The sequence below is a fragment of the Actinocorallia sp. A-T 12471 genome, from assembly GCF_033875155.1.
In the GTDB taxonomy this organism is placed as follows: Bacteria; Actinomycetota; Actinomycetes; order Streptosporangiales; family Streptosporangiaceae; genus Actinocorallia.
Genome location: NZ_JAWZTE010000017.1, coordinates 1 through 14,481, shown reverse-complemented (window position 1 = coordinate 14,481; position 14,481 = coordinate 1). Strand labels below are relative to the sequence as shown.

Annotated in this window: 10 protein-coding genes and 1 other RNA gene; 8 read left to right on the top strand and 3 right to left on the bottom strand. The window is 69.7% G+C overall.

Annotation, left to right across the window (positions count from 1 at the left end; all coding sequences use genetic code 11):
* Positions 1-129: 129 nt before the first annotated feature.
* Entirely contained in the window at positions 130-4,935 is a 4,806-nt protein-coding gene (locus tag R9X44_RS32505; RefSeq protein WP_319818195.1) for an NAD-glutamate dehydrogenase, read from the top strand.
* 113 nt (positions 4,936-5,048) lie between these two features.
* Here R9X44_RS32505 and R9X44_RS32500 read toward each other — a convergent pair whose 3' ends face one another.
* On the bottom strand, positions 5,049-5,984 hold the full coding sequence (locus R9X44_RS32500) for a hypothetical protein (protein WP_319818194.1): 936 nt from the start codon (positions 5,982-5,984) through the stop codon (positions 5,049-5,051).
* A gap of 73 nt (positions 5,985-6,057) precedes the next feature.
* Positions 6,058-7,080 (bottom strand): hypothetical protein, encoded by a 1,023-nt coding sequence (locus R9X44_RS32495; protein ID WP_319818193.1) that lies wholly within the window; start codon positions 7,078-7,080, stop codon positions 6,058-6,060.
* 119 nt (positions 7,081-7,199) lie between these two features.
* On the opposite strand from R9X44_RS32495, the gene prfB reads away from it, so the two are divergent.
* Entirely contained in the window at positions 7,200-8,321 is a 1,122-nt protein-coding gene (prfB, locus tag R9X44_RS32490; RefSeq protein ID WP_319818192.1) for a peptide chain release factor 2, read from the top strand.
* Positions 8,322-8,352: 31 nt separating this feature from the next.
* Here the strand turns inward: prfB and R9X44_RS32485 are convergent, their stop codons facing one another.
* Positions 8,353-8,538: a hypothetical protein gene (locus tag R9X44_RS32485; RefSeq protein WP_319818191.1), complete on the bottom strand. Its 186-nt coding sequence runs from the start codon at positions 8,536-8,538 to the stop codon at positions 8,353-8,355.
* 166 nt (positions 8,539-8,704) lie between these two features.
* Here R9X44_RS32485 and ftsE point away from each other — a divergent pair, with 166 nt between their 5' ends.
* The 6 genes from ftsE to ssrA all read left to right on the top strand — a co-directional run bounded on the left by ftsE (position 8,705) and on the right by ssrA (position 14,160).
* On the top strand, positions 8,705-9,394 hold the full coding sequence (gene ftsE, locus R9X44_RS32480) for a cell division ATP-binding protein FtsE (protein ID WP_319818190.1): 690 nt from the start codon (positions 8,705-8,707) through the stop codon (positions 9,392-9,394).
* 13 nt (positions 9,395-9,407) lie between these two features.
* Positions 9,408-10,313 (top strand): permease-like cell division protein FtsX, encoded by a 906-nt coding sequence (gene ftsX / locus R9X44_RS32475; protein WP_319818189.1) that lies wholly within the window; start codon positions 9,408-9,410, stop codon positions 10,311-10,313.
* Positions 10,314-10,322: 9 nt separating this feature from the next.
* Positions 10,323-11,228 carry a S41 family peptidase gene (locus tag R9X44_RS32470; RefSeq protein WP_319818188.1) on the top strand — a complete coding sequence of 302 codons (906 nt, stop codon included), beginning with the start codon at positions 10,323-10,325 and terminating at the stop codon, positions 11,226-11,228.
* A gap of 19 nt (positions 11,229-11,247) precedes the next feature.
* Complete coding sequence (gene smpB, locus R9X44_RS32465) at positions 11,248-11,724, top strand: SsrA-binding protein SmpB (protein WP_319818187.1); 477 nt, start codon at positions 11,248-11,250, stop codon at positions 11,722-11,724.
* A 1-nt stretch (position 11,725) separates the two neighbouring features.
* Entirely contained in the window at positions 11,726-13,687 is a 1,962-nt protein-coding gene (locus R9X44_RS32460; protein ID WP_319818186.1) for a penicillin-binding transpeptidase domain-containing protein, read from the top strand.
* Between the two features lie 99 nt (positions 13,688-13,786).
* Positions 13,787-14,160: a transfer-messenger RNA gene (ssrA, locus tag R9X44_RS32455) on the top strand.
* Positions 14,161-14,481 lie beyond the last annotated feature (321 nt).

The window sequence follows — 14,481 nt, the reverse complement described above, 5'->3', positions numbered from 1 at the left end:
CGCGCCCAGTGCTGTCCCGTAGGCCCCCCGGGCCGGAGGGGCAGCGCTGGGCTTTATGGCGCACGGCCGCCAGGCCCAGACAATAGGCTTGCTTGCATCACAACGGAGTGATGAAAGGGACGCTCGACCATGGGCACATTCGACGATGCCAAGGACGATCTGTTGCGCCGGGCGGCGCAGACGTGCGCGAAGCCGCACGAGATCGAGCAGGTCCTTGACTTCCTTAGGCTTTATTACCGGCAGGTTCCCCCCGAGGACCTGCTGTCCCGCGATCCGGCCGACGTGTGCGGGCCGGCGCTCGGGCACCGGCACTTCGGTGAGCGCCGCAAACCCGGGCAGACGCTGTTGCGGGTGTTCACCCCCGGTGTCGAGGAGTACGGCTGGGACCCGGGGCACAGTGTGGTGCAGGCGGTCACCGACGACATGCCGTACCTGATCGACTCGCTGACGATGGAGCTGAACCGGCACGGCCTGTCGGTCCACCTGATCGTGCACCCCCTGATGGGCGTCGACCGGGACGCCGACGGCAGGCTCGTCGCGTTCCGCCACAGCCGCGACATCCTGGACGACGTGGACGAGTCGTGGCTCCACATCGAGATCGACCGCACGACAGAACCCGACGTCCTCGCTGAGCTCAAGGCCGACCTCGAACGCGTCCTGAAGGACGTCTACATGGCCGACGAGGACGAGCCGATGATGCAGTCGCTCGCCGGCCAGATCGCGCTCGACGTGCGCGACTCCCCGCCGCCGCTGCCCGACAAGGAGATCGCCGAGGGCGTCGAGCTGCTCGACTGGCTCGCCGACGGCCACTTCACCTTCCTCGGCTACCGCGACTACGACCTGTCAGACGACGGCACCACGCTCGTCCCCGTCCCCGGCACGGGCCTGGGCATCCTGCGCGAGGAGAAGCAGGAGTCCGGCAGTTTCGCCGCGATGCCGCCCGAGGTGCGGGCCAAGGCGCGCGAGCCGAAGATGCTGATCCTCACCAAGGCCAACAGCCGCGCGACGGTCCACCGGCCGCACTACCTCGACTACATCGGCGTCAAGCGGTTCGAGGGCGGCGAGGTCGTCGGCGAACGCCGGTTCCTCGGGCTTTTCACCCATGTCGCCTACTCCGAGTCGATCTCCCACATCCCGGTCCTCAAGCGCAAGCTTGACGAGGTCCTCCAGCGCGCCGAGGTCACCCCCGAGTCCTACGACGGCCAGGACCTCATCGAGATCCTCGAGGACTACCCCCGCGACGAGCTCTTCCAGACCTCGGTCGACGACCTCGTCCGCATCGCTATGGGCGTGCTGCGTCTGCGCGAGCGGCGTCGGCTGAAGCTGTTCCTGCGCAAGGACGACTACGGCCGTTACATGTCGTGCATGGTCTACCTCCCGCGCGACAGGTACACCACCCAGATCCGGCTGCGCATCCAGGAGATCCTGCGCCGCGCGTTCGACGGCGTCGCGGTCGACTACAGCGCCCAGGTCACCGAGGGCCAGCTGGCCAGGCTGCACGTGGTGGTGCGCGGCGCGCGCGGCCGTGAGCTGCCCGACGTCGACCCCGACGAGCTGGAGACCAGGCTCGCGGCCGCGACCCGCTCGTGGTCGGACGACCTCGCCGAGGCGATCGTCGCCCAGGTGGGGGAGGAGCCGGCCCGCGCGCTGTCGGCGCGGTTCGGTGAGGCGTTCCCGGAGGCTTACAAGGCCGATTTCCCGGCCCGTACGGCGGTCGCCGACCTCCGCAGGCTGGAGACCCTCGACGAGTCCGCCGAGACCACCATGAGCCTCTACGAGCCGTACGAGGCGGGTCCCGGCGAGGTGCGGCTGAAGATCTACCACCGGGGCGAGCCGATCTCGCTGTCGCATGTGCTGCCGCTGCTGCAGAACATGGGCGTCGAGGTGGTGGACGAGCGCCCGTACGAGATCAGCACGAGCGACCGCAGCCGCTTCTTCATCTACGACCTGGGCCTGCGCCACTCCGTCACGGACGTGGAGGAGGGCCGCCTCAAGGGCCTGTTCCAGGAAGCGCTCATGGCGCTGTGGCGCGGCGAGGTCGAGAGCGACGGGTTCAACGCGCTCGTCCTGCACGCCGGGCTCACCTGGGAGCAGGCGATGGTGCTGCGCGCGTACGCCAAGTACCTGCGCCAGATCGGGACGAACTTCACCCAGCACTACATCGAGGACACGCTCCGGGGGAACCCGGCGATCACCAGGCTGCTCGTGCGGCTGTGGGAGTCGCGCCTCAACCCCGCGCTGACGGCCGGCGCGCAGGAGCGCAGCGACGCGATCGCCGAGGAGCTGTCCGGCATGCTCGACGAGGTCGCCAGCCTCGACGAGGACCGCATCCTGCGCAGCTTCTACGACATGATCCGCGGCACGCTGCGCACCAACTTCTTCCAGCGCCGCCCGTACCTGTCGCTGAAGTTCGACCCCTCGCGCATCCCCGAGCTGCCCGAGCCGAAGCCGAAGTTCGAGATCTTCGTCTACTCGCCGCGGGTCGAGGGCGTCCACCTGAGGTTCGGGTCGGTCGCGCGCGGCGGCCTGCGCTGGTCGGACCGGCGCGAGGACTTCCGCACCGAGATCCTCGGCCTGGTCAAGGCGCAGGCCGTGAAGAACACGGTCATCGTCCCGGCCGGGGCCAAGGGCGGGTTCGTCGGCAAGCGGCTGCCCGACCCGGCGGTCGACCGCGACCAGTGGCTGTCGGACGGCATCGCCTGCTACAAGGAGTTCATCTCCGGCCTGCTCGACCTCACCGACAACCTCGTGGACGGCAAGGTCGTGCCGGCCCCCGACGTCGTCAGGCACGACGGCGACGACACCTACCTCGTCGTCGCGGCCGACAAGGGCACCGCGGCGTTCTCCGACATCGCCAACGGCGTCGCCGCCGACTACGGCTTCTGGCTCGGCGACGCGTTCGCCTCGGGCGGTTCGGTCGGCTACGACCACAAGGAGATGGGCATCACCGCGCGCGGCGCGTGGGAGTCGGTGAAGTACCACTTCCGCACGCTCGGCCGCGACACCCAGACCGAGGACTTCACCGTCGTCGGGATCGGCGACATGTCCGGCGACGTGTTCGGCAACGGGATGCTGCTGTCGGAGCACATCAGGCTGGTGTGCGCGTTCGACCACCGGCACGTGTTCGTCGACCCCGACCCCGACCCGGCGCTGTCGTTCGCCGAACGCCGCAGGCTGTTCGAGATGCCGCGCAGCTCGTGGGCCGACTACGACACCTCGCTCATCTCCGAGGGCGGCGGGGTGTTCCCGCGCTCGGCCAAGTCGATCAGGATCACCCCGCAGATGCGCGCGGCGCTCGACATCGGCGAGGACGTCGCGGCGCTGACCCCGTTCGAGCTGATCAGGGCGGCCCTGCTGGCCCCGGTCGACCTGCTGTGGAACGGCGGCATCGGCACCTACGTCAAGGCGTCGACCGAGAGCAACGTCGACGTCGGCGACAAGGCCAACGACCCCGTCCGGGTCGACGGCGGCGACCTGCGCTGCAAGGTGATCGGCGAGGGCGGCAACCTCGGCCTGACCCAGCTCGGCAGGATCGAGTTCGCCCGCCAGGGCGGCCTGATCAACACCGACTTCATCGACAACTCCGCCGGCGTGGACACCTCCGACCACGAGGTGAACATCAAGATCCTGCTCGACAAGGTCGTCCGCGACGGCGACCTCACGCTGCGCCAGCGTGACGCGCTCCTTGACGAGATGACCGACGAGGTCGGCGAGATGGTCCTGCGCGACAACACACGGCAGAACGTCGTGATCGGCGCGACGCGGTCGCAGGCCGCGAGCATGATGCACGTCCACGCCCGCTACCTGCGCAAGCTGGAGCGCGAGGGCAGCATCAACCGCAGGCTCGAGGCGCTGCCGGACGACAAGACGATCGCCGAGCGCCGCCAGGCGGGCCAGGGTCCGGTCTCCCCGGAGATCTCGATCATGCTCGCCTACACCAAGCTCACCCTCGACGCCGAGATCACCGGCTCGACCCTGCCCGACGACCCCTACCTCGAGGACTGGCTCGTCCAGTACTTCCCGTCGGCGCTGCGCGAGCGGTTCCGCAGGGCGATGGACGAGCACCCGCTGCGCCGCGAGATCATCACCACCCAGGTGGTGAACGACGTCGTCAACAACTCGGGCACCACGTTCATCTTCCGGTTGAACGAGGAGACGGGCGCGTCGCCGGCCGACCTGTCGCGCGCCTACCTTGTGGCCCGCGACGTGTTCGACATGCAGCGGTACTGGGCCGACGTCGAGGCCATCGGCGGGTCGGTCGAGCAGGCCGCGCAGATCAAGCTGCTGCTCGAGGCGCGCAAGCTCACCGAGCGGGCGACCCGCTGGCTGGTCGCGAACCGGCGGCCGCCGTTCGACATCCGCGCGTCCATCGCCAGGTTCCGCGACGGGGCGCGCACGCTCCAGACCGCCCTGCCCGGCCTGCTGTCCGGACGCGACCGCGAGGCGTTCGTGGAGCGGCGTGACATGTACGTCGAGTGGGGCGTGCCGCTCGACCTCGCCGAGCGCGCCTCGATCATGGTCGCCGCGTACTCGACGCTCGACCTCGTGGAGGTCGCGCACGAGACCGGCAAGCCCGTCGAAGAGGTCGCCGAGGTGTACTTCGACCTCGGCGACCGGCTCCAGCTCGCGCGGCTGCGCGAGCGGATCTTCGCCCTCTCGCGCGACGACCGGTGGAAGGCGATGGCCCGCTCGGCGCTGCGCGAGGACCTGTACGCCGCGCACGCCGAGCTGGCCAGGGACGTCCTGGTGAACACCCCGTCCGGCGACCCGGAGGCGCGCGTCGCGGCGTGGAACCTGCGCAACGAGGCGGCGGTGCGCAGGTCGGGCCAGATGCTCTCGGAGATCTGGGAGAGCGACAGCTACGACCTGGCGACGCTGTCGGTGGCGCTGCGCGCGATTCGCACGCTCGTCCGCGCCAGCACCCTGCCCGACTAGCGCGCGGTACCGAGCACGAAGGGCGCCCCCGGCGGGGGCGCCCTTCGCATTTCAACGCCGGTGCGGGACGGGGCAGCGGTCGAATCGCCCCGCATCGGCGCGCCGGGGGGCCGTCAGGAGGCGGTGGCCTCCACGGCCTTGCGGCTCACCGCGGCCACCTGCGCGTCGCCGGTCGTGGGGACCGCCGCGAGGTACTGGATGAGCGTGGTGGCGGTCAGGTTCTTCACCTTGCCCTTGGGCGCGAGGCCGAGGAGGTCGCCCGCGACGGGCACCTTGTCGCCCTTGTAGCTCTCCTCCTGGCGCAGCACGTACCAGACGAACGCGCCGCCGTCGTCGGTGCGCAGCGCGTACGTCGACGCGCTGGCGGGCGTGAACGTGGTGGAGAAGGCGACGCCCGCCTGGCCGAGCCCGCTGTCGATCTTCTGGATCATCGCGTGCGTGTCGGTCGTCTGCGGGCCCGCCGCCAGGCCCGCCGCCCCCGCGGCCTGCGGGCCGTCGGTCAGCAGCGTGGCGTGCGCCTCGGCGAGCTGGGCGGGCTGGAGGGCGAGGCCGTCGGTGGCCGACTCGGCGAAGCCCTCTTCGTCAAGGGTGACGCCCTTGAGCGGGGTCGTCTCCTTGCGCTGCGGGTCGGCGGCGAGCTTCCACGAGCCGCCGTCGCCCTCCTCCACGAACAGCAGCGCGTGCCGGGTGTCCGTGCCGGACTGGGCGTCGACGGCGAACCACCGCTGCTGGCCGCCGGAGACGCGCGGGATGTAGAAGATCGGGTCGGTGTAGGACACCGCCGTCGCCTTCTTGTCGGTCGCCTTCAGCAGCTTGTAGGCGGCGGTGTCCATCTCCAGCTGCGGCCCGGTCTCGACCGGCGCGAGCAGCGCGGGGTCGAGCGCGCCCGCGGCCTTGGCGGCCGTCGTCTGGTAGTCGGTGAGTACTGTCTTCGCCTTGTCCAGGGTCAGCGCTGGAGGCGCGTCGGCGTCGCCTGCCTTGTCCGCTCCGCCGCACGCGGAGCTGAGGATGAGCGGGATGACGGCAAGTGCCGTGTACGCAGTGCGCATGAAGTGCCTCGCTGGGTGATGGACTGTGCGTCGCCCGGAAGCATCGCACAGTGCATGGCCGATCACACTGCGTTCAGGATGAATTGATCCGAGTCACCGCGCCGCCGCGCGCTATGACGACGGCCTTGGGACGCTCGTCGCCGCCCTTGTGCACCGGCACGACCGCCGCGAACTGCAGGCTCCCGATCTCGTGCAGCGTGACGGCGTCGAGCAGTTCGGTGTCGCCGCCGGGCAGCAGGTGCGCGAACTCCTTGGGGGCAGGGACGGGCGCGGTGTCGGCGGCGTCGTCCCGTGCCGTCGCGGTGTCGCACGTCAGCGGGTAGAGCACGAGGGCCGAGCCGTCGGCGGTGCGCAGCGCGAACACCGGTAGGACCGGGACGGTGAACGTGCTCGTCCGCTCGAAGCCGTTCTTCGCGGCCTTCTGCGCCGCCTTCTGGTTCGCGGTGAACAGACCCGTCGTGTACGGGCCCTCCTTCAACACACGGGCCGAGAAGCTGCGCGGGCCCTCGTCGGCCACCGCGGCCTGGAGCGAGGCGACCGCGCCGGGGCTGGTGAGCAGGCCCTGCTGGTCGTCGGCGGCGACGCGGGCGGCGTAGCCGTCGTCGTCAAGGGGGACCTTGGGCAGCTTGACGCCCTTGCCGGGGGTGACCGCGAGGCTGAGCCTGAACCTCGACTCGGCGTTCTTGCGGATGAACGCCAGCAGCACCCGCTTGCCGTCGCGCTCGACCGAGGCGACGAACCACTGCGGGAAGCCCGTCACCCGGGGGACCCACAGCGTCGGTTTCCCGAAGGTGTGCCGCTTCGGCGCGGTTCCTGCGGCGGCCGCGGCGCGGAACTCGGCGGCGTCGACCGCGAGCTGCGAGTCGTCGGACCACGCCTGGGCGAGCAGGCCGTCGGCCGAGGCGCGGGCGAGGTCGTCGTTGACGGTCCAGGTGCGGAACGCCTCGGCGGCGCTCTCCGGCGTCAGCTCCTGGGCGGTCTCGGGGGCTGAAGCGCTGGTCACGGCCACCGGAACCGACGTGCCGCGCGACGGCGTCGGCCCCCCCGAGCAGGCAGCGGCGAACAGCAGGGCGGCGCAGATCGCGGAAATCCGCACGGCGCCCCCTTCTGGCGGTCTGGCGCGCGTGTCGCGCCGCGTCTCGACGGGTATGGCGTCAGATTGTGCCATCACCACGCGCTGCCCGGCGCGCCACGGCCAGCGGATAAGCTTGACGGGTGGCAGCCATCGACCCCATGGATCAGATCAAGGAGCTGGGCGCGACCCTCACCGGCATCGAGGCGGTGATGGACCTGGAAGTGATGCGGCGCGACATCGCCGAGTTGCGCGACCAGGCCGCCGACCCGGACCTGTGGAGCGACCAGGAGCACGCGCAGAGCGTCACCCGCCGGCTTTCCAGCCTGGAGAGCGAGCTGGGCAAGGTCGAGGCGCTGCGCGGCCGTCTCGAGGACCTCGAGGTCCTCTACCAGATGGCGGCCGAGGAGGACGACGCCGACACCCGCGCCGAGGCCGACGCCGAGCTCCAGACGCTGGCGACCGAGATGCGCTCCCTCGAGGTGCGCACCCTCATGTCCGGCGACTACGACGCCCGCGAGGCGCTGGTCTCCATCAACGCCCAGGCCGGCGGCGTCGACGCCGCGGCCTTCTCCCAGCAGCTCCAGCGCATGTACCTGCGCTGGGCCGAACGCCACGGCTACCCGGCCGAGGTCTACGAGACGTCCTTCGCCGAGGAGGCGGGCATCAAGTCCACCACCTTCGCGATCAAGGCCCCCTACGCCTACGGCACCCTGCGCGGCGAGCACGGCACGCACCGCATGGTCCGCATCTCCGCCTACGACAACCAGGGCCGCCGCCAGACCTCCTTCGCGGGCGTCGACGTCGTGCCCGTGGTCGAGCAGAGCGACCACGTCGACATCAACGAGGACGACCTGCGCATCGACGTCTACCGGTCGTCGGGGCCCGGCGGCCAGGGCGTCAACACCACCGACTCCGCGGTGCGCATCACCCACCTGCCCACCGGCATCGTCGTCTCGTGCCAGAACGAGCGCTCCCAGCTGCAGAACCGGGCGTCGGCGATGAACGTGCTCCAGGCCAAGCTGCTGGAGCGCAAGCGCCAGGAGGAGGCCGACGAGCTCAACAAGCTGCGCGGCGAGGGAACCAGCTCCTGGGGCACCCAGATCCGCTCCTACGTGGTGCACCCGTACCAGATGGTGAAGGACCTGCGGACCCTGCACGAGGAGGGCAACCCCGAGCGCGTCCTCGACGGCTGGATCGACGACTTCCTCGAGGCCGAGATCCGCTGGCTCCGCAAGGCCGAGGCCGGCGACGGCGACAACTGATCCGGGCCCGGCCCGGCTCAGCCCGTCTGGCTCAGCCCGTCAGGTGCGGCAGGGCCAGGGAGAAGGCGAGGAGCAGCAGCAGGAGCATGAAGACCATCAGCTGCTGAGGGGTCGGTCCGTGGTGGTGGAGACGGGCACGGGCCGCCCGGCAGGACGGGCAGTTGCCCTCTTCCACGGGGTGTGCGCATCGGGCGCAGATGAGGTGTTCACAGCTCACGGCGCGCCTCCCTTGCTCCGTCGCGGCGGCCTCCGATGACCGGCCTAAGCAGATGTCCGGAAGAAGGACTATCCATGCCAGTGTCACCCCTAGACTGCTCCAGAGCCAACTCCGAGGGGGACACCGTGGCCCATCAGCCCCTAGACTGGCGCACCGTGATGCAGCCGTGATCAATTTCGACAACGTCACCAAGGTCTACCCGAACCAGAACCGGCCGGCCCTCCAGCACTGCAACGTCGCCGTCGAAAAGGGCGAGTTCGTCTTCCTGGTGGGTCCGTCGGGGTCGGGCAAGTCGACGTTCCTGCGGATGGTGTTGAAGGAAGAACGCCCGTCCCAGGGACGCGTGTACGTGGCAGGCAAGGACCTGGGCAAGCTGACGAACTGGAAGGTGCCGCACCTGCGCCGCCGGATCGGGTGCGTCTTCCAGGACTTCCGGCTCCTCCCCAACAAGAACGTCGCCGAGAACGTCGCCTTCGCGCTCGAGGTCATCGGCAAGCCCCGCAGGTTCATCAACAAGGTCGTCCCCGAGGTCATCGACCTCGTCGGCCTCGACGGCAAGCAGCACAGGATGCCCGACGAGCTGTCCGGCGGCGAGCAGCAGCGCGTGGCCATCGCGCGCGCGTTCGTCAACCGCCCGATGATCCTGCTCGCCGACGAGCCCACCGGGAACATCGACCCGGCGACGTCCATCGGCATCATGAAGGTGCTCGACCGGATCAACCGGACCGGGACGACGGTGGTCATGGCCACCCACGACGCCGCCATCGTCGACGCCTTCCGCAAACGCGTCGTGGAGCTCGAGGACGGCAGGGTCGTCCGGGACCAGTCGCGCGGCGTCTACGGCCAGGCATACTGAGGAAAATTCCCCGATGAGACTCTACTTCGTGTTCCAGGAGATCTGGATCGGCCTGCGCCGCAACCTGACGATGACGATCTCCCTCGTCATCACGGTCGCGATCGCCATGGCGCTGTTCGGCACCGGCATGCTGCTCAAGAAGCAGGTCGACTCGTCCAAGACCTACTGGTACGACAGGGTCAACGTCTCGATCTACCTGTGCGCGAAGACCAGCTCCAACCAGGCGTGCGGCAAGAAGGAAGCGACCCAGAAGCAGCGCGAGGACCTCATCGCGACGCTGAAGGAGCTGCCCGAGGTCGCCGAGGTCGACTACGAGACCAAGGGCGAGGCTTTCGAGCGCTTCAAGGAGCTGTTCGCCAACACCCCCGGCATGATCGCCGCCGTCAAGGAGGGCGACATCCCCGACTCGCTGCGGGTGCGGCTCGTCGACCCCTCCAACTACGCCTCGGTGATCAGCGCGTCGAAGAACACCCCGGGCGTCGACCAGATCGTCAACGAACGCGAACTGCTCGAGAAACTGTTCCGCATCCTGGGCGGCCTGCAATGGGCTGCGCTGTTCATCGCGCTCATCCAGGTGTTCGCCGCGGTCCTGCTCGTCGGCAACACGGTCCGGCTCTCGGCGTTCAGCCGACGCCGGGAGACCAACATCATGCGGCTGGTCGGCGCGTCCAACATGTACATCCAGCTCCCCTTCATCCTTGAGGGCGCGATCGCCGGACTGCTCGGCGGCGTCATCGCGGCGCTGCTGCTGGTCGGCAGCAAGCTGCTGCTGATCGACAGGCTCCAGGAGTCGCTCCAGTTCGCCACCCAGCTCACCTGGACGCAGGTCGCGGGCGTCATCATCTTCTCGATGGCCGTCGGTGTGCTGCTGTGCGCGGGCGCGTCGTTCCTGACCCTGCGGCGCTACCTGAAGATTTAAGCTGCTGGGGTGTCAACGCCGCGGCGGTCAGTGCGCGGGGCGGCCGTGGTGGCCGCCCTGCTCGGCGCCTACACCCTCGGCGCGATGTCGGTCGAGCCCGCGCGGACCGGCTCGGCCGAGCCCGGCGCGTCCCCCGGCGGCGCGTCCCCGGACCGGGTGCTCGACGACGCCGTCGAGGCGATCGCGGCGGCCGCCGAAGGGCCGGTGAGCCGCGACAGGCTGCGCGAGGCCGCGCTGATGGCGATGGTGCGGGAACTCGGCGACCCCTGGGCGCGTTACTACCCGCCACAGGAGTTCGCCGACTTCACCGCATGGCTCGCCGGTGAGGGCAAGACCGTCAGGCCAGAGCCGGAGAGCGGCGACGTGAGCGTGGAACGCGAGGACGACCTGACCGTCATCCGGGTCGCGGTGTTCACGCGCGGCGTCGGCGAGCGGGTGCGTGAGGGCGTCGCGGGGAGTTCGGCGGTCATGCTGGATCTTCGCGGGAACCCGGGCGGGCTGCTGGCCGAGGCCGTCGAGACGGCTTCGGCGTTCCTCGCCGACGGGCCCGTCGTCACCTATGACGGCAACGACGCGCCGCCCGAGGTGATCACCGTCACATCGCCCGGCGACCCGCGTGTTCCCGTCGTCGTACTTGTCGACCAGGGCACCGCGAGCGCCGCCGAGGTCGTCGCGGGCTCCCTGCGCGACCGCGACAGGGCGGTGCTCGTAGGATCACCGACATTCGGGAAGGGGACGGTACAGGAGCCGGTGCGGCTCCCGGACGGCTCGGCAGTGGAGCTGACCGTGGGTCGCTATGAGACCCCCGACGGCCATAATCTCGAGGGAACCGGCGTCGAACCGGATGTGGCGGCCGAGGAGTCGGACGCAGAGGAGCGTGCCCGGACCGTCCTCAGGGGACTGGCCGGAGCCTAGGTAGGGGAGAGCAGAGCAAGTGCCTCGGGAGCAGGGCCAGAAGTACATCGCCCAGAACAAGAAGGCGCGGTACGACTACCACATCGAGGACACCTGGGAGGCCGGCATGGTGCTCACCGGGACCGAGGTCAAGTCGCTGCGCCAGGGCCGCGCGTCCCTCGCCGACGGCTACGCCGCGGTCGACGGGCACGGCGAGGTCTACCTGTACAACATCCACATCCCCGAGTACTCCCAGGGCACCTGGACCAACCACACGGCCCGCCGCACCCGCAAGCTCCTGCTGAACAAGCGCGAGATCAACAAGATCCTCAAGGAGACGAACGAGCCGGGATTGACGCTCATCCCGCTCGCCCTGTATTTCAAGGACGGCAAAGCCAAGGTCGAGATCGGACTCGCCCGCGGCAAGAAGTCCCACGACAAGCGGCAGACCATTGCCAAGCGCGACGCCGACCGAGAGATGGCTCGGGCGCTGCGGGCGCGGAACCGGGGTCGGTGAAGTGAGCAGGACACGCAGGATCGTCGGGGCGGGCACGACCGGGGTGATGCTCGCGGCGCTGCTGTCGGCGTGCGCGCAGGCGTCCCCGTTCACCACGGTCAAGGACTTCCTCGTCGCGTGGCAGGTGTCGAACTACGAGGCGGCCGCCTCGCACACCACCGGCGACCCGGCCGAGGTCGCGGGCGCGCTCGAGGCAGTCCGGACCCAGCTCGACGCGGCGTCGCTGCGGCTGCGGCTGCGCGCCGAGAGCACTCCCGGCGTCCCCGACGACAAGGGCCGCATCGACAAGACCGGCGCGGAGACCGCCGCCGCCCGCTTCCAGGTGCGCATCGACCTCGGTGAGAACGGCCGTCCGCTGGAGTACCAGGGTCAGTTGAACCTCAAGCGGATCGACGGGATCTGGAAGGTCATCTGGAGCCCGTCGGTGATCCATCCGCAGCTCCAGGAGGGCGAGCGGCTCGCCGTCGTCAACGAGGTCGCCGACCGGCAGGTCATCCAGGACAACAAGGGCCGCACGATGCTGCGCTCGGTGAAGACCGACGTGTTCGGCGTCATCCCCAACCGGCTCACCGACGTCGACGCCACGGTCGACGGCTTCGGCGACATCACCAACCAGGACAAGGACCGGCTCAAGGGCCGGATCTCCTCGGCCCCGCCGCGCGCGTTCCTCAGGCTCGCGGAGTTCCCGAACGACAGCCCAGAGGCGCGCAAGCTGCGCGCGGTCCCGGGCGTGGAGCTGCGCACCAAGGACCTGGAGACCCAGCCGATCCAGGCCGCGGAACTGATCGGGCACATCGGCCCGGCGACCAACGACGTGCTCAGCCAGGTCGGCGCGCCCTACCAGCCGGGCGACACCGTCGGCGCGTCCGGGCTGCAGCTGCTGTTCCAGCGGCGGCTCGCGGCGCTGCCGGCCGTCAAGGTCGTCATCCTCGACGCCAACGGCGCGCGCCGCAAGGAGATCCGCGACTTCAGCCAGGCCGACGCCGAGGTGGCCGTCCAGGGCCAGGACGACCTCACGCCGCGCGAGCCGATGCCCGTCCGGACCACGCTTGAGCGAGACATCCAGGCGCGGGCGGAGAACGCGCTCCGGGAGCTGGGAGTGCCCGCCTCGCTCGTGGCGATCCGCAGCCAGACCGGCGAGATCCTCGCCGCGGCGAACCACCTCACCGAGGGCAAGAACGCGGCATTCGAGGGGCTGTACTCGCCGGGGACGACCTTCTCACCCGTCGTCGCGGCGGCGCTGATGACCAAGGGCCAGAAGTCCGAGACCGCCTCGGAGTGCACCGAGGAGGAGACCGTCGACGGGGCCGTGTTCTCCGCGTCGAAGCCGCGCGCCAAGTCGAACCTCGGCCTGAACGTCGCGGCGGGCTGCCGGACCGCACTCGCCCGCGACGGGGCCACGCTCGACCCGGTCGCGATCACCACCGCGCTGGAGAAGTTCGGCCTCGACGGGCAGACCTCGTGGGACCTGTCGAACGTCAGGCACGCCAAGCCGCTCGGCCTGAACCCCGTCACCGAGGCCGACAAGGCGCGCTTCGCCGTCGGCGAGGGCGAGGTCAAGGTCAGCCCGCTCACGATGGCGCTGTTCGCCGCCGCCCTGCAGAACGGGACGTGGCGTGAGCCCCTGCTGATCCAGGACCCGCCGCCGAGCACGTCGGCCACCGCGCGGTTCGTTGAGCCGACCATGCTCAGGGAGCTGCAGAAGATCATGACGCTCGGCGTCAAGAAGGGGACCGCGAAATCGGCGGTCGCCGACCGGCGCAAGTACGGGGGCGGGCTCTCCTCGACCGTCACCGACGAGAGCGGCAAGACCGTCTCCTGGTTCGTCGGCTACTACCAGAACACCTACGGCATCGCCCTTGCCATCGAGGGCAAGGTCGACGCCGCCAAGATCGCGTCGGCGTTCATCAACGCCTCAAGCGCGCTGCCCAGCGGCGACGACGCGGGACCCCCGGCCTCCTGACCCCGTGCCCCGCCCCGCCCTCCCGGGCGGGGTGGGCGGGAATGCCGTTGGCGTCGGGAGCGTTGGGGAGATACGATTGGGCCGTTGATAACTGAACATGGGGGTGACTGGTTTCGACTGCGGTAGTCGTGCCAGGAGAAGCGGGCCGAGGGTTGCGATCACGACCTCGTAAATCCCGAGATCGCAAACCAACAAGTGCCAACACTAAGCGCACTGAGTTCGCCCTCGCCGCCTGAGGCGAGTTAGCGACTCTGTCGGCCTAGGAGAGTCTCCGACCTAGGATCCGGCATCGTTAGGAGACTCAACCCACCGCCCCGGTCGCGGGGGAGGTGGGGAAACCAAACAGCGACTGAGCCTGTCAGTGACTTGCCTGCGAGAGCACTGGGGCTGAGAAAACGCCACGCAAGGCTGCGCCCGGAGAAGACCTGTCTCACTGCTGTAGGACCAGGGTTCGATTCCCTGCACCTCCACAAATAACGAGCCGTGTTCGCACGCCGCCCCCTTCGGGGCCGCCATGCCCCCACAGCTCGCATCGGTCTCATCGGGGAGACACCCCCCGACCCCCATGCGGGTGAGACCCCCACCCCCCCATGACCGCACGCCCTTCCACACCTCCCGTGGAAGGGCGTTTTGCATACCCCCCAGCCCCCAAAAACCCCCAACCCCAACCCCAACCCCCAGGCCCCAGCCCCAACCCCCAGGCCCCAGCCCCAAGCCCAAGGCCCCAGCCCCAAGCCCAAGGCCCAAGCCCAAGGCCCAAGGCCCAAGCCCAAGGCCCAAGGCCCAAGCCCAAG

Excerpts from the sequence above, each read along its gene's own strand:
- R9X44_RS32505 (WP_319818195.1), top strand. The coding sequence starts at position 130 with ATGGGCACATTCGACGATGCCAAGGACGATCTGTTGCGCCGGGCGGCG.
- R9X44_RS32500 (WP_319818194.1), bottom strand. The coding sequence starts at position 5,984 with ATGCGCACTGCGTACACGGCACTTGCCGTCATCCCGCTCATCCTCAGC.
- ftsX (WP_319818189.1), top strand. The coding sequence starts at position 9,408 with ATGAGACTCTACTTCGTGTTCCAGGAGATCTGGATCGGCCTGCGCCGC.